General features: G+C 64.7%; 24 protein-coding genes. 12 read left to right on the forward strand and 12 right to left on the reverse strand.

What is annotated here, in order from left to right:
- The coding region (locus FJ039_10665) for a hypothetical protein (GenBank protein MBM4406616.1) at positions 1 to 275 on the forward strand (275 nt) is incomplete at its 5' end.
- Positions 276 to 452: 177 nt separating this feature from the next.
- Here the strand turns inward: FJ039_10665 and FJ039_10670 are convergent.
- A complete protein-coding gene (locus tag FJ039_10670; GenBank protein ID MBM4406617.1) occupies positions 453 to 1,088 on the reverse strand; it encodes an MBL fold metallo-hydrolase in 636 nt (211 codons plus the stop codon).
- A gap of 224 nt (positions 1,089 to 1,312) precedes the next feature.
- On the opposite strand from FJ039_10670, the gene hrcA reads away from it, so the two are divergent.
- The 3 genes from hrcA (at position 1,313) to FJ039_10685 (ending at position 3,276) form a co-directional block, all read left to right on the forward strand.
- Entirely contained in the window at positions 1,313 to 2,317 is a 1,005-nt protein-coding gene (gene hrcA, locus FJ039_10675; GenBank protein ID MBM4406618.1) for a heat-inducible transcription repressor HrcA, read from the forward strand.
- A 68-nt stretch (positions 2,318 to 2,385) separates the two neighbouring features.
- Positions 2,386 to 2,964 carry a nucleotide exchange factor GrpE gene (gene grpE, locus FJ039_10680; protein ID MBM4406619.1) on the forward strand — a complete coding sequence of 193 codons (579 nt, stop codon included), beginning with the start codon at positions 2,386 to 2,388 and terminating at the stop codon, positions 2,962 to 2,964.
- A 3-nt stretch (positions 2,965 to 2,967) separates the two neighbouring features.
- Complete coding sequence (locus FJ039_10685; protein MBM4406620.1) at positions 2,968 to 3,276, forward strand: hypothetical protein; 309 nt, start codon at positions 2,968 to 2,970, stop codon at positions 3,274 to 3,276.
- Here FJ039_10685 and FJ039_10690 read toward each other — a convergent pair.
- Positions 3,273 to 4,220, reverse strand: coding sequence for a hypothetical protein (locus FJ039_10690; protein MBM4406621.1), 948 nt, complete (start codon positions 4,218 to 4,220; stop codon positions 3,273 to 3,275). The two genes, FJ039_10685 and FJ039_10690, sit on opposite strands and share 4 nt — an antisense overlap.
- Positions 4,221 to 4,438: 218 nt before the next feature.
- On the opposite strand from FJ039_10690, the gene FJ039_10695 reads away from it, so the two are divergent.
- From FJ039_10695 to tatC, 3 genes are read left to right on the forward strand one after another with little or no spacing between them, the layout of a single operon-like run.
- Positions 4,439 to 5,002, forward strand: coding sequence for a helix-turn-helix transcriptional regulator (locus tag FJ039_10695; GenBank protein MBM4406622.1), 564 nt, complete (start codon positions 4,439 to 4,441; stop codon positions 5,000 to 5,002).
- Between the two features lie 56 nt (positions 5,003 to 5,058).
- Positions 5,059 to 5,406, forward strand: coding sequence for a twin-arginine translocase TatA/TatE family subunit (locus FJ039_10700; GenBank protein ID MBM4406623.1), 348 nt, complete (start codon positions 5,059 to 5,061; stop codon positions 5,404 to 5,406).
- Positions 5,407 to 5,417: 11 nt separating this feature from the next.
- Positions 5,418 to 6,143, forward strand: a complete 726-nt coding sequence (tatC, locus tag FJ039_10705) for a twin-arginine translocase subunit TatC (protein MBM4406624.1) — start codon at positions 5,418 to 5,420, stop codon at positions 6,141 to 6,143.
- A 67-nt stretch (positions 6,144 to 6,210) separates the two neighbouring features.
- On the opposite strand, the gene FJ039_10710 is transcribed toward tatC, so the two are convergent.
- Entirely contained in the window at positions 6,211 to 6,426 is a 216-nt protein-coding gene (locus tag FJ039_10710) for a twin-arginine translocase TatA/TatE family subunit (GenBank protein MBM4406625.1), read from the reverse strand.
- Positions 6,427 to 6,608: 182 nt separating this feature from the next.
- On the opposite strand from FJ039_10710, the gene FJ039_10715 reads away from it, so the two are divergent.
- On the forward strand, positions 6,609 to 7,349 hold the full coding sequence (locus FJ039_10715) for an NYN domain-containing protein (GenBank protein ID MBM4406626.1): 741 nt from the start codon (positions 6,609 to 6,611) through the stop codon (positions 7,347 to 7,349).
- Here FJ039_10715 and FJ039_10720 read toward each other — a convergent pair.
- Positions 7,346 to 8,137 (reverse strand): hypothetical protein, encoded by a 792-nt coding sequence (locus FJ039_10720; GenBank protein ID MBM4406627.1) that lies wholly within the window; start codon positions 8,135 to 8,137, stop codon positions 7,346 to 7,348. The two genes, FJ039_10715 and FJ039_10720, sit on opposite strands and share 4 nt — an antisense overlap.
- A 98-nt stretch (positions 8,138 to 8,235) precedes the next feature.
- Positions 8,236 to 8,721, reverse strand: coding sequence for a flavin reductase family protein (locus FJ039_10725; protein ID MBM4406628.1), 486 nt, complete (start codon positions 8,719 to 8,721; stop codon positions 8,236 to 8,238).
- Positions 8,722 to 8,846: 125 nt separating this feature from the next.
- Between FJ039_10725 and FJ039_10730 the strand changes: the two genes are divergently transcribed.
- Positions 8,847 to 9,647: a 2-(1,2-epoxy-1,2-dihydrophenyl)acetyl-CoA isomerase gene (locus FJ039_10730; protein ID MBM4406629.1), complete on the forward strand. Its 801-nt coding sequence runs from the start codon at positions 8,847 to 8,849 to the stop codon at positions 9,645 to 9,647.
- Between the two features lie 35 nt (positions 9,648 to 9,682).
- On the opposite strand, the gene FJ039_10735 is transcribed toward FJ039_10730, so the two are convergent.
- Positions 9,683 to 10,456, reverse strand: coding sequence for a 2,4-dihydroxyhept-2-ene-1,7-dioic acid aldolase (locus FJ039_10735; GenBank protein MBM4406630.1), 774 nt, complete (start codon positions 10,454 to 10,456; stop codon positions 9,683 to 9,685).
- Positions 10,457 to 11,610: 1,154 nt separating this feature from the next.
- Between FJ039_10735 and FJ039_10740 the strand changes: the two genes are divergently transcribed.
- Positions 11,611 to 12,249, forward strand: coding sequence for a radical SAM protein (locus FJ039_10740; GenBank protein ID MBM4406631.1), 639 nt, complete (start codon positions 11,611 to 11,613; stop codon positions 12,247 to 12,249).
- A 49-nt stretch (positions 12,250 to 12,298) separates the two neighbouring features.
- On the opposite strand, the gene FJ039_10745 is transcribed toward FJ039_10740, so the two are convergent.
- From FJ039_10745 to FJ039_10760, 4 genes are all read right to left on the reverse strand, one after another.
- Positions 12,299 to 12,931: a Zn-ribbon domain-containing OB-fold protein gene (locus tag FJ039_10745; protein MBM4406632.1), complete on the reverse strand. Its 633-nt coding sequence runs from the start codon at positions 12,929 to 12,931 to the stop codon at positions 12,299 to 12,301.
- A gap of 1,014 nt (positions 12,932 to 13,945) precedes the next feature.
- Positions 13,946 to 15,241 (reverse strand): acetyl-CoA hydrolase/transferase family protein, encoded by a 1,296-nt coding sequence (locus tag FJ039_10750; protein MBM4406633.1) that lies wholly within the window; start codon positions 15,239 to 15,241, stop codon positions 13,946 to 13,948.
- 2 nt (positions 15,242 to 15,243) lie between these two features.
- Positions 15,244 to 16,032, reverse strand: a complete 789-nt coding sequence (locus FJ039_10755; protein ID MBM4406634.1) for a crotonase — start codon at positions 16,030 to 16,032, stop codon at positions 15,244 to 15,246.
- A 90-nt stretch (positions 16,033 to 16,122) separates the two neighbouring features.
- Positions 16,123 to 16,578, reverse strand: coding sequence for a PspC domain-containing protein (locus tag FJ039_10760; GenBank protein MBM4406635.1), 456 nt, complete (start codon positions 16,576 to 16,578; stop codon positions 16,123 to 16,125).
- Between the two features lie 78 nt (positions 16,579 to 16,656).
- Between FJ039_10760 and thpR the strand changes: the two genes are divergently transcribed.
- Both thpR and FJ039_10770 read left to right on the forward strand, forming a co-directional pair.
- Positions 16,657 to 17,232, forward strand: coding sequence for an RNA 2',3'-cyclic phosphodiesterase (gene thpR / locus FJ039_10765; protein MBM4406636.1), 576 nt, complete (start codon positions 16,657 to 16,659; stop codon positions 17,230 to 17,232).
- A gap of 77 nt (positions 17,233 to 17,309) precedes the next feature.
- Entirely contained in the window at positions 17,310 to 17,513 is a 204-nt protein-coding gene (locus FJ039_10770) for a hypothetical protein (protein ID MBM4406637.1), read from the forward strand.
- 326 nt (positions 17,514 to 17,839) lie between these two features.
- Here the strand turns inward: FJ039_10770 and FJ039_10775 are convergent, their stop codons facing one another.
- Both FJ039_10775 and FJ039_10780 read right to left on the reverse strand, forming a co-directional pair.
- Positions 17,840 to 19,084: an FtsX-like permease family protein gene (locus tag FJ039_10775; GenBank protein MBM4406638.1), complete on the reverse strand. Its 1,245-nt coding sequence runs from the start codon at positions 19,082 to 19,084 to the stop codon at positions 17,840 to 17,842.
- A complete protein-coding gene (locus FJ039_10780) occupies positions 19,081 to 19,791 on the reverse strand; it encodes an ABC transporter ATP-binding protein (GenBank protein MBM4406639.1) in 711 nt (236 codons plus the stop codon). Before FJ039_10780 ends, FJ039_10775 begins: the two co-directional genes overlap by 4 nt.
- Positions 19,792 to 20,226: the final 435 nt, after the last annotated feature.

Consider the following 20,226-nt stretch of genomic DNA (forward strand, 5'->3'; position numbering starts at 1 on the left):
CGGCGGGCGCAGCAGGCCCCCAGGGAGCGCCCGGGCCTGCTGGCCCCGCCGGCGCCGCCGGCGCCGCCGGCGCAAAGGGGGATAAGGGCGATAGAGGGGAAACTGGCGCAGCCGGTTCCGTCGGCCCCGCCGGCGCAGCAGGCGCCGTTGGGCCTGCAGGAGCCGACGGCGAGGAGGCAAATGCCACGGTGGCGCTCATCGTCGGTATCGTGGGTCTCGTCGCGGGCCTCGGGGCGCTAGGAATGGCCCTAGGGGCAAAGAAGGGGCGCTGGTAACGGCGATTCGCCCGTAAGAGAGCCGCAAGGCAATACAAAGCCCCTCCCTGGTCACCAGGGAGGGGCTTTTCTTTTTACTCTCGCCCTCAGGTACTACCGATTTCCACATCGGTAGGACGAATGGGTCTACGAGGCCGGGGCTAGAGGGCGCTTCGCCTCTGCCGCTCCGAACCCTGCCTACGCGGCGCGCTCCAGAAGCATGATGCGCTGATCTCCCGAGAGAAGCGCAGGGTTTACGATGAGCTTTTGCACCGGCGGCTGCGGCGTCACGCCGAGCTCCTTGAAGACCTTCGCCACCGCAGGGCTGTCCGCCATCGTCTTGGCGCTCGCCTGGGGCGCTGGGATGACGATCTTGGCCTCCAGCATGCGGATCGTCTCCGATGCGCCTGCGGCCGTCAGGCCGCCATCCACGATGGGGATGATGAGGACGTCAATATCGCCCACGGCCTTCGCCTGGTCGGACGTGGGGACGTGCCCGATCAGCCCCAGATGGGCGATACGCACGCCGTCTATCACGTAGCGGTAGCAGGTGTTCGTCCCTTTGGCGGCGCCCTTTTGATCGTCGCGGAATGTGCGCACGGCGTTGATGAAGACGCCTGCGATTTCGTACTCCCCCGGGCCTGCCAGGCTCTTTCGCTTGGGCTGCAAGGCCTGGAGCTCGGTGCGCTCCGGGGAGGATCTGCTGAGGGTGAAGACATCGGCCTTCGGCAGCCCTTGGCGCGGCTTCCCTGAATCGTCCAGGGGCTCGGTGACGATGAGGAGCTCGGAGCCTTTGAGCGCGAAGGAGCCGCCGCCGTACCAGGTGATATCCACAGGTGGCCTCTATCGAGGATGAAGCTTTGTGCGACTTCTCGAGGCGGCCTATCGCCGCGTTTCATATGCGGTTCGAGAAATCGCCTGAAGTATACCAGAAGCGATTTTCATGGGTCAAACCAGATGAGCAATAGAAACGCGCCCTTGCGGACTCGTGTGCGGCATGCTACATTCCCTGCCTGGCGTTCAGGAGAAGAATCGCGCCGCTTTCCATTGAGGTAGCGATGATCACTGATAGACAGCAAGCCATCCTCAACTTCATCGTGAGCGAGTACGTCTCGAGCGCGGCTCCTGTGCCTTCGCAGAGCATCGCCTTCGGCTTCAGCGTCAGCTCCGCCACCATCCGCAATGACATGGCGGACCTGGAGGGCGAAGGCTACATCCGCCGCCCGCATATCTCCTCCGGCGGCATCCCTTCGCACAAGGGCTACCGGCGGCATGTGGAGACCCTGCCCCGCATCTCCACCGAGCCCGATGCAGGCGCGCGCCTGCGCAGACAGCTTGAAGAATCGGCCCAGGACATCGAGCTGTGGACGAAGGCGGCGGCGGAGATGCTGAGCGATATGGCCCGCAACATGGCCGTCGTCTCGCCCCCCAAGGCGCCCCAGGCGCGGCTCAAGCGCATCGAGCTGGTCCACCTGCAGGAGTACCTCGCCCTCCTGGTGATGGTGCTGCAGGAGGCCAAGACCAAGCAGCGCATCCTGCACCTGCGCCAGTCGGCAAGCCAGGGCGATCTGACGAAGATCTCGAACAAGCTGAATGCGCTCTTCAGCGGCGCCACTGCGGCGGCCATCACGCCCAAGGAGCCTGCCGCGGAGCCTGCCGAGCGGCAGGTGATTGAGGCCCTCAAGGGCCTCCTGGCGGCGGAGGATGCGGGACGCTTCGAAGAGCCCCTGATCGCGGGCCTGCGCCACCTGATGAACCAGCCCGAGTTCCTCAACGGTGCCAGGTTGCGGGAGGTCATTGATTTCCTCGAGGACAAGCGGCGGCTCCGGGAATCGCTCTCCCGCATCGTCGCTGGCGAAAAGATGCGCGTCGTCATCGGCCGCGAGAATGATTCCGGCGAGATCCAGGAGTGCAGCGTCATCATCGCCCGGTACGGACAATCGGAGGGCGTCAACGGAGTCGTGGCCGTGGTCGGGCCCACGCGCCTCAACTATCGCCGCACCATCGCCTCCGTGCAGACGGTGAGCGATGCGCTCACCGGGCTGGTGGGTGAGCTGAGTTAGTTCGGTCCTCCGGGGTGGCTGGTCGCTCTTTCCAGAACACGGTATGCTCGTAGTAGAGGTTGTCGCCCATGTCTGCACCTGAACCACGTTCTGAGCCTAACGAGGCCGCGCCGCAGGAAAACGGCGCGCCTGCCTCCGACGCTGGTGAGGCGCAGAAGGCCATCGAGGAGCTTCAGGCCAAGGCCGATGGCTACCTCAACAACTGGCGTCGCGCCCAGGCCGACCTGGAAAACCTGCGCAAGCGCACCGAGCAGGAGAAGCAGGAGACGACGCTCTGGGCTGGCACGAACGTCCTCTCCGCCATGCTGCCCGTGATTGACGATTTCACCCGGGCGCTGGAGGCCATCGGCGCGGAGCAAAAGAAGGAGAAATGGTTCGAAGGCCTCTCCCTTGTCTACAAGAAGCTCCTCACCTCTCTCGAGGCGCAGGGCTTGACGGTCATCCCAACCGTCGGCCACGACTTCGATCCTAAGCTCCATGACGCCGTGATGCGGGTTGATGGCCAAGAGGGCAAGGTCATCACCGAGCTGCAGAAGGGCTATAAGTTCCGCGATCGCGTCCTGCGGCCGGCCTTCGTCGCCGTGGGCAACGGCGTCAAGGCATCCGGCGGCAAGGACGCGCCCGAGAAAGACGCGGCGGCCGACTAGGCGATGGTCCGCAAGAGCCTAGCCGCATATCTGCTCCTGGCGCTGGTCCTGTTTACAGCCTGCCGGAGTGATTCGGCCCGTGAGGCGCGCGGCCTCATCGTGAACGTCCGCGCCGAGTCCGTCGTCGAATGGGAGTCGCTCACGTTGCGCCTCTCCGGCGGCAAAGAGCTCACCTTCACGCGCGGCGCCGATGTTGACCTGCGCTTCTGGCGCGCCTCCCACCTCCGGGAGCACATGGCTGGCGCGCAGCCGGTCACCGTGCGCTACAGCGAGTCGAAAGGCCGTCTCGTGGCCACCGCGATCAGCGACTAGAGCTTCAGCAGATCCCGGATGCGCGGCTCCACTTCCGACGCAGGCGCGTACCCTTCGAAGCGGTCGAATATCTTCCCGTCCGCGCCGATGAGGAAGAGCCACGGCTCGCTGGGCAATCGCCACTGGATCACCGCGGCGCGGCCCTTCGCCTCTCCCTGGCCGATGAGCAGGAGATCGGGCCGCTCGAAGATTTCCACGTGGATGAAGTTCATCTGCGCGCCGTAGCGTTGCTTCAGTTCCTGAGCCACATCCAATTGCGGCCCGCACGTGCGCGTCTGGCAGAATGCCGGTGTGGAGAAAATAACCAACAGGGGCTTTTTCTGGGCTATCGCGTCGGCGATGGTGAGTCGGTAGAAGTCCGGGTCTCCCGGCGGCCGCTCGGAGGTCAGCTGTTCGATGGGCGCATCGGCAAGCGTCGCCTGGCGTGTCAGCGGCGCGGCGTCGCCCACGTTCGGCACATCCGCGCGCGCCTTCACGATGAATCGCCCCCTGTTGGAAAGACGCTGGACGCCGTCCTTCATCGCGATCGCCTCCACGTCCCATTTCCCCGGCGCATCGAAGGTCGGCCTGCCGGCATAGACAGGCTGCGCCAGGTTCAGCGTGTCGCCGAGCCACATGGCGGAGACTTCGCTTTTCACGGCGGTCGGCGTCGGGCCGTCTGTGTGGTAGAAGCGCAAGCGCACCTGTGCGCCGCCCACCGGCGAGCCTTGCGCGTCCAGCAACGCGACCACGAGGCGATTCGGGCCGACGACGGTGTCTGTTCCTGGGACGATGATCTGCAGCGGCGCTTCTCCAGGGGACTTCGTCGGCGATGAGCCGGAGGAGCCTCCGCACCCGGAGAGGGCGAGGACGGCAGTGAGGAGGAGTGCCAGGGGTACAAGGGCTGGAGAGTGGCGCATGAGGAGACTTTCAGCGAAGGTATCGTCCACCAGTATAACGAGCAAGGGCCGCTTCAGGTTTGGCAGGCTCAGTAGCTAGCATTTCCCTGAAAGCGTAGGAGGGCGGCCAACAGAGTAGATCGGCCGGATTCGGACACCGTTTGCCGGGTTACCCCAGAGAGGCTATCTGGAACCCCCTTGCTTGGCGTAAGAAAGTGCTGTACGATATCCTAAACGCGGTTCAGGTTTAGTGAAAAGTTAGTACAAAACCCAAGGAGGGCAATATGGTAGCAAAGCTGAAGGAAAACTCGTTCAATCTTCTGGGCAAAAGATGGTCTGCCCTCATCGTGAAGGACCTTATGAACGGCCCGCGCCGCTTCCGCGAGATCCTGAATGACATCGGGCGCATCAACGATAAAGTGCTCTCCCAACGCCTCAAGGAGCTCGAAGACCAGGGCATCATTGACCGCAAGGTCTACGCGGAAGTCCCCGTGCGCGTGGAATACAGCCTCACCGAGCGCGGCAGAGGCCTGGCCGGCGTGATCCATGCGATGCAGGACTGGGATACCGGGAAGATGCGAGAGGCCGCGCCCGTGGCGATGGCCGCCCCTGAGCCCACGCCCATCCGCCAGGAGCCTATCGCGGCCCCTGTGGCCGTCGTCGCGGAGCACACCGCGCCGCCCGTGGCCGCCCAGGCAGCGCCGACTCCCGTGGTGGCCGAGGCGCCTAAGGTTGAGCCGCCGACGCCATTCCGCCAGCCGAGCGCCGAGTCGCATCCGCCCATGAGCTCGCCGATGGACGATAGAGGCCAACAGCATAAGTCGTTCTGGAAGCGCTTCGGCCTCTAGTTCGTAGATTCGCATAGGCTGTGCTATCCTGGGGGTACCCCACCTGAGGTACCCCCTTGGATTTTCTTGGGATAGGCCCCCTCGAATTCGTGCTCATCGCCATCGTCTTTCTGGTGGTCATGGGCCCGGACAAGTTGCCCGTCTACGGGCGCAAGCTCGGCGAATTCATCGGCCGGGCGCGGCGCACGGTGAACGAGGCCAAGGACGCCCTCACGGAAGAGACCAGGGATGTGGAACAGGGGGCCAAGGGCGTCGGCGAGAGCGTGCGCAAGACGGTGGACCTGCCGCCGTCCCCGGACTTCGACCTGACGTTCAATTTCGACCCAGAGCCCGGCAGCCGGGGCGCGTCCGCCGCGAGCGATGCCGCCAAGGGCAAACCCGGCGGCGGCGCGAGCGCACGCTGACGTGATGCGCGATGCCTGACCAGGAGATGTCACTCATCGGCCATCTGGCCGAGCTGCGCCGCAGGCTGATGATCTGCGCCGTGGCGCTCATCGCCGGCCTTGTGGTGGCCTTTGTCTTCCGCAGGCAGATCATTGACATCCTGCGCGAGGCGGGCGACAACCCTGACCTCTACTTCACCACGATCACCGGAGGCACGGAGACTGTCCTGCGCGTGGTCCTCTATGGAGGGCTTGTGGCGGCGATCCCCGTCTTCGTGTATCAAGCGATACGCTTCCTCGCCCCGGCCCTGGGGCCGGGACAGCGGAAGTACCTCTACATCACACCGGGGGTCCTGGGCCTGGCCTTTGCAGCAGGCGCCGCCTTCGCCTACTTCATCGTCGTGCCGCCGAGCATCCGCTTCCTCTTGAACTTCGGCGAGGATGCCGGGTTCACGTCCCTGCCGACGGCCGATAGCTACATCAATCTGGTGGTGGCGCTGATGTTCTGGATGGGCGTCTCCTTCGAGCTTCCTTTCGTCATGTATTTCCTCTCGCTCCTGGGCATCACCACGCCTAAGTCGTACACGGGCTTCCGCAGGCCCTGGATCGTCATCGCGGTGGTCCTCGGCGCCGTCATCACGCCCACCTTCGACCCGATCAACCAAGCGCTCGTGGCCGGGCCCTTCATCGTCCTCTACGAGGTGGGCATCCTGCTCTCGCGCTTCGCCTGGCGGGGGAAGCCCCTGCCTGCCGCGTAGCCGGGAAAAAGAAAGAACCCCTCGTATGACGCCGAGGGGTTCTTGAGAGAAGCCGTGTTGTGAGAGCTTAGTGCTGCGTGATCTTCTTGTTCTCGTCGCTGGTGGTCTTCGCAGCAGTCGTTGCGGACTTCTCCGCCTTCTCGTCATCGGCGTCGCGCACGCCTTTCTTGAACTCTTTGATGCTCTGGCCGATGGCGCGTCCCATGGCGGGCAGCTTCGTCGCGCCGAAAAGGAAGATCAAGATGCCGAAGATGATGAGGCCTTCTACCCAGCCGATGCGCATCGCGAACCTCCAGTCGTTCCGTCGCTACAGACGCCACACCTGGATATCATACGCCCCTGCCCGGGTCACGGTCAATGAATCGCTCCCCCGTGTCCGGAGGGGCCTCTGAAGGGAAAAACGTGCTATCATGGCCTTCGTTAGCCTATATCTGAAGCTAGCTATCTTGCGCATACGGAGCATATCTGGTGGATACAAGGGAACGAGTCTGCATCTTCATAGACGGCAGCAACCTCTACCACAGTCTTGAAGAGAACTGCAACCGCGCCGACCTGGACTTCAACGCCTTTATCACCAAGCTGACCAAGGGGCGCCACCTCTACCGGGCCTACTACTACAACATCCTGCAGGACCCGGAGCGGAGAGGCCCGGCCTACCAGGAACAGCAGAAATTCCTCGCCAGCCTCTACGCCGTTCCGCGCCTGGAGGTTCGCCTGGGCACCAGCAAGTACCGCGGGGAGCAGCTGGTGGAGAAGGGCGTGGACATCATGCTGGCCACGGACCTCCTGCAGTACGCCTGGGAGAATCGCTACGACGTCGCGATCCTGGTGAGCGGCGACGGCGACTTCAGCTACGCGGTGCAGAAGGTGAAGAACACCGGGAAGCATGTGGAAGTGGCGGCATTCCCCAACAACCTTTCATCCGACCTGGCGCACATCTGCGACGACCGGCAGACCTTTGACCGCGACTATTTCTACGAGCTGTGGGTGACGGGGCGCAAGCAGCAACAGCCCCAGAGCCAGCAGAGCGGCGCCGTCGGCGGGCCATCGGGAGGACCGCCGCCCGGAGGAGCCGGGCGCAGGCGGCGCTATCGCGGGCGGCGCGGCGGCGGGGGCCAGGGGCCGCCCCCGCAGCAGCAACAGCAGCAGGGCCAGCCGCCGTCCCAGGGCTATGACCGCCCGCCGGGGCAGAACGAGCCCTTCTAGCGCCCCTTGTAGTCCGGCTCGCGTTTCTCCAGAAAGGCGTTCAGCGCCTCTTTGTGGTCGTCCGTCTTCATCAGCTCCGCCGTCCACTGGAGCACCAGGTAATCGGCCATCTGGTCCGCAAGGGCCACGGCCTTCCAGGTGGCGAGCTTGTTGTAGGAGACGGAGAGGGGCGGCTGCTTCGCGATGTGCTTTGCCAGGGCCATCGCCTCATCCATCAGCGCGTCCGGCGGGACGACCTTGTTGAGGAGGCCCACTTCGTAGGCGCGCTTCGCCGTGATGGGCTCCCCGGTGAGGACGAGCTGCTGCATCACGGCCAGGGGGATCCCCTGGAGCGCAAGGCGGTGGCTGCCGCCCATGATGCTCACCTTCACCTCCGGCAGAGAGAAGGTGGCGCTCTCCACCGCGATGCGCAGGTCGGACATCAGCACCAGGTGAAAGCCGATGCCCGAGGCGAGTCCGTTGACGGCGGTGATGACGGGCTTCTTCACGCCCGGCAGTCCCCACTGGTGGAACTTAAGATAGAGATCAGGGAGATCGTGGGCGGAGACGGCGGTGCCGGGAAGTCCGGCCTCGGCGCGCTCCAGGCGGTTGCGCATGTCTATCCCGGCGCAGAAGCCGCGACCCACGCCCGTGAGGATCGCGGCGCGCGCATCGCCGTCGCCCTGGAAGTCTATCCACGCCTGGGCGAGGGCGCGGGCCATCGCCGGATCGAGGGCGTTGAGCTTTTCAGGGCGGTTCAGCGTGATGGTGACGATGTGTCCCTCTTTGCGATAGCCGATGTTCTCCATTGCGCACCCCGGGAAAGAGTTGTGCGCCGTAGTATACGGCGCAATGAAAAAGGGAGGGCATTCGTCCTCCCTTTGGCCTCGTGTATGCGGTGTTTCGTCTAGCCGCCGTAGTTCAGTTTGTGGTCGCGCATGAGGATCGTCTGGTCCTCGCGGCGGACGCCCGCCTCCACCACCTGCGCCAGGAAAAGGGTGTGGTCGCCCTTGGCCAGTTCGCCCACCACCTTGCACTCCCACCAGGAGGGCGAGCTGAGGAGGAGGGCGCAGCCCGTGCCTTTGCCCTTCTCGAACTTTTCGCCGCCCAGCGTATCGCCCTGGGGCTTTTGCGTCTTGAAGAAGGTGAAGGCCATGTTCACTTGGTCCTTGCCGACGACGTTGATGGCGAAGACGCCCGACTCTTTGATGTGCGCGTGGGTGGAAGAATCGCCCTTCACGCCGACGGCCACCAGGGGCGGCTGGAAGGACGCCTGGGTGACCCAGTTGACGGTGCCTGTGCTGACATCGCTGCCGTCTTTGTTGCGGCTGGTCAGCACAAACATGCCGTAGGGGATCATGCGCAATACGGTCTTCTTGGCTGCTTCGTCCACGAGTCGCCTCCTGAGGTGGTCTGCCGATTGGGCGCGGACATTGTAGCACCGAACGCATCCGCCGACATTGAATTACCGCACCGGCGGTTTTACAATCGCCGGGCAGTCCACACACGGAGACCCCCATGAGTCCACAGCATATCCTGACGGAGAAGAAGGACGGCATCTTCACGCTGACCTTCAACCGCCCTGCCAAGCGAAACGCCTTTGTGAACGAGATGCTGCTGGAGACCTGGGAGGCCGTGAGCGCCGCCGATGTTGACCCGGAGGTGCGCGTCATCGTCATCACAGGCTCGGGTGAGGGCTTCTCCTCCGGCGCGGACGTGGACGCCTTCAAGGCGGCCTACGATGAATCAAAGCGCAAGGGCTACCAGGTGGTGGCGATAGACCAGGTGCAGTTAGAGCGCATCGCCGTCGCCTTCCGCAACATCTCGGCGCCCACCATCGCAGCGGTGAACGGCCCTGCCATCGGGCTCGGCTTCACGGTGGCCGTCGCCTGCGATATCCGCATCGCCTCCGAGAAGGCGCAGTTCGGGCCGACCTTCGCGCGCATGGGGCTCACGCCTGAGTTCGGCGGCTCCTACAATCTACCGCGCCTGGTGGGCATCGCGAAAGCGTGCGAGCTTGTCCTGCAGGCGAAGGTCATCGGCGCGCAGGAGGCCAGGGAGATCGGCCTGGTGAACCAGGTGGTTCCCCACGAGGAGCTGATGCCGAAGACGATGGAGATGGCGCGCGCGATGGCGGACTTGCCGCCGATGGCCCTGGGCTACTCCAAGCGCAACATGTACAAGGGCCTCGATTCAGACCTGGCGGCGGCGGTGCACGACGAGATCATGGCGAACCGCGTCTGCCGCGATTCCCGCGACCACGGCGAGGGCGTGGCGGCCTTCCTGGAGAAGCGGAAGCCGAAGCACACCGGGAGATAGTACCTTTCTTTCTTGGCTCTCTTACCGCCGCCGGCCTATCTCCCCAGGCCGGAGCGGACGAGGTTGAGGGCTGAAGCCGCGCCCTTCCCCAGGCTTCCCGTGTCCGTGGTGATCGGCGAGAAGAGGAAGCCCTGCTTGAATCGGTGGAGGGCTTCTTCCGGGGAATTGACGTGCGTGCCGGGGACAAGCTTGTGCCGCTTGGCCGCCTCGAGCACTTTGGCGCAGGCTGCGGCGTGCGCCTCGTTCTTCGCGTAGGTCGTCGGGTCAACGCCCATCGTCATCGCCAGGTCCCAGGGGCCGATGTAGAGGCCGTCTATCCCGGGAACGGAGGCGATCTGGTCCAGGCGGTCCACAGCCTTGATGTCTTCGATCATCACCAGGCAGATGATTTCCTCGTTGGCGCGCTGGAGGTAATCGGCCCCGGCGTAGTAGCGGGCGCGGTTGGGTCCCACGCTGCGGTAGCCCAGGGGCGCATAGCGGCAGGCGCCCGCCGCCTTGGCCGCTTCTTCCCGGGTGCCCACCAGGGGAATGATGACGCCGTAGGCCCCGGCGTCCAGGACCCACTGGACGTAGGCGGGCTCATTCCAAGGGACGCGCACGATGGGGACGGTCTCCGTGGAGCTGACGGCCTGGAGCCAGGCGGCGGCGCGATCGGGGCCGATGCCCATGCCGTGCTGCGTATCGAGGACGAGGGCGTCTAAGCCGGTGTTGGCCAGCACTTCGGCGGCGTAGGTGTCGGCGATGCTCATCCAGCCGACGAGGGCAGGCTTCCCGGCACGCCAGAGGGCTTTGACCTTATTTGGGCGCATCGCTTTCCTTTCGCGGGCAACTGGAGAGACGATAGCGGCGAGACGAGTAGGCGTCAAATGGGGGAGGGTTCCGGAGGGTGCGCGGAGGCATGCGCCCGCGGGACGGCGGACGAATATGTGCGAACGCAGGCTGTGAACCCGTTATCCAGACGGCATCCCGGCACGATGGCCGGAGCCCATCTTCCGCAGCTTCAAGAGCGCCGGGCGGCGAGCCTGCGTTGACGGCTCGAGGCACGGCGTCGCCCCGTTTCCGACCCATGGGGCGACGGGTTTGAAGGATGGGGTCGCGGACACGCCCCGTACGTGCGTCGCTCCTACCGCAAGAGGTGGCAGCTCCCTATCGTGCAGGGGGCTCTCCTGAGGGGTCCACAGGGGTGCGACGGCGCCACGGATGTCCGGAGGGGACATGCGTCTCCCTCACCTGCCGGGGAAACAGACCGGAGCATCACCCTCTCCTCCCGGGCTTCGCTCGGGTTCACTTCGATGGACTCAGCGCAGGCTCTCTTCCATCGAGGGTGAGGAAGGCGAGGAGAAGGTGCTCTTCGGTCACCTTTCCATGCAGGATTTGCCGCGATGAGTACTCCTTTGGTGAGGTTGCACCAGGTATGGCGATGGCGGCATGGGGTGCGGGTTCTGAGCTGGGTCTTCTGGAAGGGAGAAGGGGAGCAGGGCGCAAGGAGGAGCGGGTGGGAGCATAGGCTCCCGTCCGACGCCCGGCGCCTGATCGCGCTCCGGCCGTTCCGTGTTTTATCCCTCAGCCCTTCCCGTGAGGGAAGGACGCCCTCCGCCACCTCCGCCATGACGGCCGTCTGGATAACGGGCGACCGGATCTCCCGGGCTCCCGGCAGCAGCGCGGCGGGCTCTGCAGTGCCGACCGCACCCCTACGATTTCAGTATAAGCACTATTGTCAAGAGCGCAATAGGCAAGACCTCTCCCTCGCATCCCTCTCCCAGGAGAGAGGGACGCTTTGTTGATTGCGGCAAATTGCGTTCGCGAGACGCGGGCCTTTTTTAGTCGGTCTTCAGGAGGAGAAAAGAAGGCGTTCGGGTTATTTTCCCTCGTGTAGCGCTGGAAGGCTCCGCGCACCCTCCGCTAGGCTGCGTGCGCGGGGACAATTGACCGGGGGTGCGCGCGGCTCTATCCTGGGGTGGTTATGCGCATCAGCGAGATTTTCTATTCGATCCAGGGCGAGGGCGTCTATGCCGGCGTGCCGATGGTCTTCGTGCGCCTGCAAGGGTGCCCGTTCCGATGCACCTGGTGCGATTCGGTCTATACGTGGGACCCGAAGGGCGGCGAGGAGATGGCGCTGGAGGCAGTGCTGGGCGCGGCGGCGAAGTGGCCTGCGAAGCATGCCTGCATCACTGGGGGAGAGCCGCTGGCGCAGCCGAGGGAGTTCAAGGAGCTGGCGAAGGCGCTGAAGCAACGGGACTACTTCATCGCGGTGGAGACTTCGGGCGGGTATGCGCTGCCGATGGATGCGCCCGTGGATTCGTGGGTGATGGATATCAAGTGCCCCGGCTCCGTCATGGAGCGCCACAACAAGTACGGTGAGCTGGCCCGATTGCGCGGATGCGACCAGGTGAAATTCGTCGTGGCCAGTCGCAGGGATTTTGACTTCGCGCTTGATGTGCTGAGGAAGCATCCGACGAGAGCAGCGGTGTTGTTCTCCCCGGCGTGGGATCAGGTGAACCCGGCGGAATTGGCCGAGTGGGTGAAGTCGGACGCGCCGAACGCGAGGCTTTCGCTGCAGATCCACAAGGTGATCTGGGCGCCGAATCGCCGAGGGGTGTAGCACCAGGGGCGCGTGCCCCTTTGAGGGACTCAGGGCAAGCTCCGCGCCCCTACCTGCGAATCGGGGTCCAATAGGGGAGGGAGATGTCCTCTGAGGCGTCGAACCAGGTGACTTTGACAGGCATGCCGATGCGGACGTCCTGGGGCTTGACGTTCATGAGCCTGCCGGCCATGTAGACCTTGCCCTCATCGAGCTTGATGACGCCGACGGGAAGCGGGACGTCCTTGGCGAAGGCGGGCAGGACGGGGTGGTGGGCGATGGTGAAGGTCCAGACCTTCCCCTTGCCGCTCATCTTGGTCCAGACCATTTCGCGGGACTGGTCCACCGGGCAGAGAGGGCGCGGGTAGTACCAGTAGTTGCGGCACTTGGCGCAGCGCTGGAGATAGAGCTTGTGCTGTTTGCAATAGTCCCAGAACTTGTAGTTGTCCCAGCCCGGCTCCGGGAGCGGGAGCGCGGCGAGGGGCCCGTATTTTCCGCCTGGCTGGGTCATATCATTCGCTCCGGAGGATGAATGCGCCGGTCGGGTCGCTGGCGGCGGCGGCGACGAGGACGGCGTTGCAGTTGGGGACCTGGGTGGTGGACGTGCCGCGTATCTGGCGCACCGCCTCGTTGATGTTGTTGAAGCCGTGGATGAAGGCCTCCGAAAGCTGGCCGCCGTTGGTGTTGACGGGCAGGCGTCCATGAGGCCCTTCCAGCGCACCCTTCTCCGAGAAAGCGCCGCCTTCGCCGCGCTTGCAGAAGCCCAGATCCTCCAGGGCGAGAAGGACCATGGGCGTGAAGTGGTCGTAGAGGAAGGCGGCCTTGATGTCCTTGGCCTTCAGCTCGGAATTGGCCCAGAGGCGCCTGCCCAACTCCAGGGCCATGGCGTCGCGGTCCCAGCGCCACCAATCGGAGAGGGTGTAGTGCGCGGGCTTGGTGTCTTGGGCGAAGGCGTGGATGAGGGCGGGCTTGCGGCGCATGCGCCCGGCGAGATCGGCGCGGGAGACGACGACGGCGGTCGCGCCATCGGTTTCGATGCAGCAATCGTAGAGGCGGAGCGGCTCGGCGATCCAGCGCGATTGGCGATAGTCCTCCAGGGAGATGGGCCCGCGGCTGCCCATCACCGAGAGGGGATTGGCGACGGCGTGCTTGCGCATGGCGATGGCGACGTTGGCGAAGTGGTCCTCCGTGACGCCGTAGTCGTGCATGTAGCGCCGGGCGATGCAGGCCATCTCCTGCACCGGGCTCATGAGGCCGAAGGGGACGTGATACTGCCCGCGCCCGGTGATGCGCTGACTGACTTTCTCCCAGGGGCGGCCGCCCTGATCGCGGCCCGGGCCGAAGACGGACTTGCGGCCGCGGGCGCGGGAGCGGAAGCAGATGACGTGGTCCGCCATGCCGGAGGCGACGCCGAGGGCGGCGGTGCTGATGACCGCCGCGTAGGCGCCGCCTCCGTGGGCCTGCTCCGCGTAGAAGCCGAAGTTGCCGAGGCCGATTTCCTGGAAGAGATGGTTCTCCGTCTCCTCCTGGAGGCCGAAGCTGTATTTGGAGACGCCGTCTATGTCCTTGGGCTTTAGCCCCGCATCGGCGATGGCCTTGAGGATGGCTTCGGCGGCCATGTCCATGGTGCTGCGGTTGAGGCCGGAGGAGAAGGCCGTCTGGCCGATGCCGGTGATGGCGGCCCGATCGTTCACGATAAAGCGTTTGTTCTTCGGCATCATTCGCCTCTAGAGGGCTTTGGACGGGAGAGGGCGTTACTCAGCGCATCGCGGAAGTTCGGGTGGGCGATGGCGATGAGGGCTTCGGCGCGCTGACGCAGGGTCTTGCCCTTGAGCCGGGCGACGCCGTATTCGGTGACGACGTAATCGGTGCAGTAGCGCGGCGTGCTGACGACGGCCCCTTCGCCGAGGCGCGCGACGATGCGGGAGACTTTTCCCCTGGCGGCGGTGGCCGGCAGGGCGAAGATGGAGATGCCGTTGGGAGAATGCAGAACGCCTTCGATGAAATCGAACTGGCCGCCGAGGCCGCTGATCTGCCTGCCGCCGACGCTCTCGGCGTTCACCTGGCCGGTGAGGTCTATCTCGACAGCGGAGTTGACGCTGACGAAGTTCTCCAGCCGGCGCACGACCATTGGGTTCTGCACATAGGCGACGGAGGCCATGTGGATGCGCGGATTGTTTTGGACGTACTTGAAGATGGCGGGGCCGCCGAAGATTTCCCCGGTGACGATCTTGCCCGTGTCTATCGTTTTGCGCGCGCTGGTGAAGACGCCGTTTTCTATGAGGGGGATGAAGGCGTCCGTGATGATGCCGGAATGGATGCCGAGATCGCGCTTGGCGCTGAGGAAGTTGATAAGCGCCTCCGGAACGGCGCCCATGCCCATCTGGAGCGTGGAGCCGTTGGGGATAAGGTCGGCGACGTAGCCCGCGATCTTCTTCTCCACATCGCCGATGGAGGCCTGGCGGTATTCCACAGGCGGATAGTCGGCGTCCACGAGGAAGTCAATATCGCTGATGTGGACGAGGGAATCCCCCAGGGTGCGCGGCGTCTGTCTGTTCACTTCGGCGATGACGAGCCTGGTCTGTTTGACGAGGTCAATGCAGGGGCCGACCTCCAGGCCGAGGCTGACGAGGCCTTGTTCATCGGGAGGCGAGACTTGGATGAAGAGGGCGTCTATGGGGACCTCGCCGCGTTGGCCGAAAACGCGCGGCACCTGAGAGAGCCGCAATGGCAGGTGCTCGGCGCGGCCGTCGTCCACGAGCTTCTGCGTGGGAGGCATGACGTGCCAGGTGGTGAGCTTGATATTCCCGCCGACGTGTTTGAGGAGCGGCGGATCGGCGAACATGATGCCGGTGTAGAGGTGCAGATCATCGAAGCGGTCGCGCTCGCTTTCGATGGCCTCCAGGAGCGAGAGGGTGACGCCGCAGGAAGTTGGAAAGAGGAGGCGGCCCCTGGCGGGAAGGGCGCGGACGGCTTCGACGGCAGTGACGCGTTTTGCGGCTCTTTCAGGCATAGTTAGCGGCCCTTAAAGTTGGGCTTGCGCTTCTCCGCGAAGGCGCGGGGACCTTCGAGGAAGTCTTCGGTCGCCACCAGTCGTTTCACGTATTCCTCCTCGTGGACAAGGGCGGTCTCCAGGCTCATCTCAAGGCCCTTAGAGACGGCCTCCTTGGCGGTGCGAACGGCGAGGGGCGCGTTCTGACAGATGGTATCGGCGAGGCGATGCGCCAGGGGAAGGAGGTCCTTGAGCGGCACGACGTCTGTGACGAGGCCCCACTGGAGGGCCTGCTGCGCGGTGATGGGCTCGCCGGTGAGGACCATGCGCATGGCGACGGCGCGAGGGATGCTGCGCGGCAGGCGGGAGACGCCGCCCGCGGCGGCGATGAGGCTCCACTTCACCTCGGGAAGGCCGAGGCGCGCGTGATCGGCGGCGATGCGGATATCGCAGGCGAGGGCCATCTCCAAACCGCCGCCGAGGGCGAAGCCGTTGATGGCGGCGATGGTGGGCTTCCAAAGGAGAAAGTTCTTGAGGAAGCCGCCGACGGGACGGGAAGGAGCGAAGTTTGGGGTCGCGCCGCGCTTGCGGTCCTCCGAGCTTTCCTTGAGGTCCGCGCCTGCGGAGAAGGCCTTTTCGCCCGCGCCGGTGAGGATGGCGACCCAGATGTCCGGGTTGCTCTTCACTTCGCTGAATGCGGTGAAGAGGTCTTCGCTCATCTGGCGGCTGAGGGCGTTCATCCTATCGGGCCGGTTAAGGGTGACGACGGCCTTGTGGTCGTGCGTTTCAAAGAGCAGGGTTTCCAGCTGCATGGTCACTCCTTCAGCGGAGCCTGGAGGCGCGGGAAGAGTATACGTGGGGCGCGGCGCGTATGCGACGGGCGGCGGCCTTTCGTAACCGGGTTACGAGGTTTTTACCCTGATGGCGAGGAGGCCGAAGCCGACGGCGATGAGGAGGACTGGCCAGAAGATCGCGCCGTTGAACCAGCCGAGGACGCCGAAGTTCACGATGAGGATGATGACGCCGATGAGGATAAGGATGATGCCGACGGCGGTGCGTCGAGACTCGGCCCTTTCCATCACAGGCTCGGGGTGTTGGCCCTCCGGCCTTTCGCCGCGGATGACGCTGCCGATGCGGCGGCCCGCCTCCGCGGTATCGCTTGGGATGCCTTGGATGTTTTGCCGGATCGAGTCGGCGGGATCGTACTGGGGTTCCTTGAGGCGAGGCATGAGGAGGGCGAGGACGATGTAGGCGAGGCGGACGAAGACGCTGTCTACAGCGAAGTATTCGGCGAGGCCGCCGCAGACGCCGAAGAGGATACGGTCGTTCCCGGATTTGACGAGCTTTGCTTGTGCCATCACTCCTCCTAATCGCCCGAGGCTGCCCGAGGCTGACGGAGGTATTATAACGATAGCGGCGCAAGGGGCAGGAGAGCCATGCAGAGCATTCGAGCCTTCATCGCCATCGAGTTCGGCGAAGCGGTCCGCCGTCGGATCGCGGAGGTGCAGGAGCGCCTGCGCCGCGCGGAGCGCCTGCCGGTGCGGTGGACGCGCGCCGAAGGGACGCATGTGACACTGAAGTTCCTGGGTGATGTGCCCTCGACCGCGATCCCCCAGGTGAGCGAGGCTGTTGCCCAAGCCGCGGGGGCGGCGCGGCCGTTCCGGCTGGAGATCGAGGGTGTGGGCGGGTTCCCGACGATGCGGAGGGCGCGGGTGGTCTGGTTGGGGCTGGCGGGCGAGGTGAGCGCGCTGGAGGAGATGAAGCAGGCTGTGGAGCGAACCGTGGCGCCGCTGGGCTTTCCAACGGAGGGGAAGCCCTTCCATCCGCATGTGACGCTGGGGCGGTTGGAGAACGGGGCGCGGCCGATAGACCTGGAGCGGCTGTTGGCGCGGGTGGAGCTCCCTAGGGAGCCGCTTGCCCAGGGAGTGGCGAAGCTTGTTCTTTATAGAAGCGAACTTCAAGCTGGGGGGTCGGTCTATACCGCGCTTTCCGGGCATAGGCTGGCGGGCTAGTTGCTTACCGGAGCGGGATTTGGTATACTTTGTGTCTAATTTCACAACTGTGAATTGCGTGGGGAGTGAGGTGTCCGATGGACTTTCCGAAGTGTCAAAAGTGCGGCCGAGGCGATCTTGTGCCGCTGTCTGATTTTGGCAGCCAGGGCGCGCCGATCCATTACAAGGCTTGGGTCTGCACGGTCCCCGATTGCGGCTTCAACATCAAGATCCGCAATGGTGACGTGTACCTGAACGAGCCGATCAACAACGGCGCATCGCACGTAGCGCGTTACCGCTAAATCAGCGGTCGCGGCTGTTCGCAGGCCTGGAGGCGATTCCAGGCATCCTTTGGGCTAACGCATGTTGGGCTGGATAGCGTTTTGCCCGGCGCAGGCGGAAACGACCTAACTACTGGCCCTCTCGTTGCTCATCGGAATGAGCGCACGCCATCAGAATGGCGCTCCCGGACTCTCCGATAAATCAGAGCTGGGAGAGGGTAAGGGCGCGTGGTGCGCCCGATGGGAAGGGCTGGCCTCTCCGATAGAATCGGAGCCCTGCGGGAAGGCCAGCCCCTACGGAAGCGACGCGGGAATTGCAGAAACAACCTGGTGCAAGTCCCGAAGGCCTAGGTGTGCCTGAGGGCTTCGATGGGGTCCATGCGAGAGGCGCGGACGGCGGGGTAGATGCCGAAGAAGAGGCCGATGGCGACGGCGACGCCGACGGCGAGGCCGGCGATGCCGGCGGTGAAGACGGTCTCAATGGGCTGACCGTTCAGCGTGAGATTCTCGAGGAGCTTCGAGGCGCCCCAGCCTGCGGCGATGCCGATGCCGCCGCCGCCGAAGCTGACGAGCGTTGCCTCCGTGAGGAACTGGGAGAGAATATCGCGACGCTTGGCGCCGACGGCCTTGCGGATGCCGATCTCCCGCGTGCGCTCGGTGACGGAGACGAGCATGATGTTCATGATGCCGATGCCGCCGACGAGGAGGGAGATGCCCGCGATGGCGCCCAGGAAGACGGTGAGGACGTTGTTCACTTCCTGGCGCGCTTGGATGAGGTCTTCCTGGCTGGTGAGGACGAAGTCGTCGGTGGTGGTGACCTTGTGACGCTCGCGCAGGATCTCGGTGACCTGGGTTTTGGCGGCTTCGATGCGCTTGTTGCTGACGGCCTTGACGTTGATGTTCTGGACGGACTCCGTGCCCTGGGCGGTGCGCTGTGAGATGAGGCGCGTCTGCACGGTGGTGATGGGCGCGATGATGACATCGTCGGTGACGCCCTGGCCGGTGCCGCCCTTGGCCTTGAGCAGGCCGATGATCTGGAACTGGCGGTTGTTGATGACGACGAACTGGCCGACGGGGCTCTGATCACCGAAGAGGGTTTGGGAGATGTTGCTGCCAAGGACGGCGACGAGCAACCGCGAGGTGACGTCCTGGTCCTCGATGAAGCGCCCGTCCACAAGGGTGGCATCGCGGATGCCGGCGTAGGGAGGCGTGGTGCCGGTGATGCGGGCGAAGACGTTCTGGTTCGAGGCGCGGGCCTGGCCGACGGTGTTCACTTCCGGCGCGACGGAAACGACGTCCGGCGCGAGCGAGGGATCTTGAAGGGCGTAGGCGTCTTGCAGGGTGAGGGTCTGACCCGTGCCCACCTGGCCGCGCACGCCTTGATTCGTCTGCGCCTGGGGGCGGACGAAGATGAGGTTGGTGCCGACGCGGGTGATCTGCTCTTCGATGCTTTGGTTCGTGCCTTTGCCGATAGCCATGACGGCGATGACGGCCCCGACGCCGATGACGATGCCGAGGAGGGTGAGGAAGGTGCGAAGCTTATTGGAGATCAGGGCCCAGAAGGCCAGTCGGAAGCTTTCGATGGGGCTCATACGGCCGCCTTCCCTTTCACTTCATCGCTGATGATGAGGCCGTCCTTGAAGGTGACGACGCGCGGCGAGATGGCGCTCACCGCCGGGTCGTGGGTAACGAAGACAAGGGTCATACCTTCCTTATCATGGAGCTCCTGGAAGAGCCGGAGGATCTCCGCGCCGACGCGGGAATCGAGGTTGCCGGTGGGTTCATCGGCGAGGACGAGGGAGGGCTTGTTGATGAGGGCGCGAGCGATGGCGACGCGCTGCTGCTCGCCGCCGGAGAGCTCGACGGGGCGGTGCTTGCCGCGTTTGCCGAGGCCGACGCGCTCCAGGGCTTCCACGGCACGGGCGCGGCGGGCTTTGCCATTGGCGTAGATGAGCGGGAGGGCGACGTTATCAATCGCGCTCATGCGCTGAAGCAGATTGAACTGCTGGAAGACGAAGCCGATCTTATCGCGGCGGATGTTGGCGAGGGCGTTATCGTTCATCTTGCCGACATCGTGGCTGTCCAAGTAGTACTTGCCGGAGGTCGGACGGTCCAGGCAGCCGAGGATGTTCATGAAGGAGGACTTGCCTGAGCCTGAGGCGCCGACGATGGCGACCATCTCGCCCTTCCGGATGGAGAGCGAGACGCCGCGGACGGCCTGGACATCAAGCTTTCCAAGACGATAAGTCTTGGTGACTTGGTCTATGGTGATGAGCGATTGCTGCGCGGATTGCGTCATGGCAGGCGTCTATCGCGGAGCGAAGGCAGGTTGCTGGATGAAGATCTGCCCGCCGCCGGGGAACTGCTGGCCGCCGCCGGTGCCGGTGGTGGTGCGGGCGCCTCCGCCGCGGGCCGGGACGGCGATCTTCTCGCCTTCTTCCAGGCCGGTGACGATCTGCGTATTGGTGCCATCGGTGAGGCCGGTCTGGACGGGGCGGTCTTCGCGAGTGCCATCGGCCTTGACGACTTTCACGATGCGGTTGGCGGCGTTGCCGGAGAGGGCGCGCGCCGGAACCATGACCACATCAGTGACCTGGTTCACAACGATGGTGGACTGGACGGAGAGGCCATCCCGGAGGAGGGAGAGCGGGTTGCCGCCGCTCTGGATGAGGGCCGCGCCGCGACCGCCGAAGGCGGTGCCGCCGGCTGCGCCGCCGGGGAGCGCCGTGACGGG

The organism is Chloroflexota bacterium, from assembly GCA_016875535.1.
GTDB lineage: Bacteria > Chloroflexota > Dehalococcoidia > SHYB01 > SHYB01 > VGPF01.

What these genes read in the sequence shown, in the direction of transcription:
- hrcA (MBM4406618.1), top strand. Translation starts at nt 1,313, where the DNA reads ATGATCACTGATAGACAGCAAGCCATCCTCAACTTCATCGTGAGCGAG.
- grpE (MBM4406619.1), top strand. Translation starts at nt 2,386, where the DNA reads ATGTCTGCACCTGAACCACGTTCTGAGCCTAACGAGGCCGCGCCGCAG.
- FJ039_10685 (MBM4406620.1), top strand. Translation starts at nt 2,968, where the DNA reads ATGGTCCGCAAGAGCCTAGCCGCATATCTGCTCCTGGCGCTGGTCCTG.
- FJ039_10695 (MBM4406622.1), top strand. Translation starts at nt 4,439, where the DNA reads ATGGTAGCAAAGCTGAAGGAAAACTCGTTCAATCTTCTGGGCAAAAGA.
- tatC (MBM4406624.1), top strand. Translation starts at nt 5,418, where the DNA reads ATGCCTGACCAGGAGATGTCACTCATCGGCCATCTGGCCGAGCTGCGC.
- FJ039_10710 (MBM4406625.1), bottom strand. Translation starts at nt 6,426, where the DNA reads ATGCGCATCGGCTGGGTAGAAGGCCTCATCATCTTCGGCATCTTGATC.
- FJ039_10720 (MBM4406627.1), bottom strand. Translation starts at nt 8,137, where the DNA reads ATGGAGAACATCGGCTATCGCAAAGAGGGACACATCGTCACCATCACG.
- FJ039_10730 (MBM4406629.1), top strand. Translation starts at nt 8,847, where the DNA reads ATGAGTCCACAGCATATCCTGACGGAGAAGAAGGACGGCATCTTCACG.
- FJ039_10735 (MBM4406630.1), bottom strand. Translation starts at nt 10,456, where the DNA reads ATGCGCCCAAATAAGGTCAAAGCCCTCTGGCGTGCCGGGAAGCCTGCC.
- FJ039_10740 (MBM4406631.1), top strand. Translation starts at nt 11,611, where the DNA reads ATGCGCATCAGCGAGATTTTCTATTCGATCCAGGGCGAGGGCGTCTAT.
- FJ039_10745 (MBM4406632.1), bottom strand. Translation starts at nt 12,931, where the DNA reads ATGGACGCCTGCCCGTCAACACCAACGGCGGCCAGCTTTCGGAGGCCT.
- FJ039_10750 (MBM4406633.1), bottom strand. Translation starts at nt 15,241, where the DNA reads ATGCCTGAAAGAGCCGCAAAACGCGTCACTGCCGTCGAAGCCGTCCGC.
- FJ039_10755 (MBM4406634.1), bottom strand. Translation starts at nt 16,032, where the DNA reads ATGCAGCTGGAAACCCTGCTCTTTGAAACGCACGACCACAAGGCCGTC.
- FJ039_10760 (MBM4406635.1), bottom strand. Translation starts at nt 16,578, where the DNA reads ATGGCACAAGCAAAGCTCGTCAAATCCGGGAACGACCGTATCCTCTTC.
- thpR (MBM4406636.1), top strand. Translation starts at nt 16,657, where the DNA reads ATGCAGAGCATTCGAGCCTTCATCGCCATCGAGTTCGGCGAAGCGGTC.
- FJ039_10770 (MBM4406637.1), top strand. Translation starts at nt 17,310, where the DNA reads ATGGACTTTCCGAAGTGTCAAAAGTGCGGCCGAGGCGATCTTGTGCCG.
- FJ039_10775 (MBM4406638.1), bottom strand. Translation starts at nt 19,084, where the DNA reads ATGAGCCCCATCGAAAGCTTCCGACTGGCCTTCTGGGCCCTGATCTCC.
- FJ039_10780 (MBM4406639.1), bottom strand. Translation starts at nt 19,791, where the DNA reads ATGACGCAATCCGCGCAGCAATCGCTCATCACCATAGACCAAGTCACC.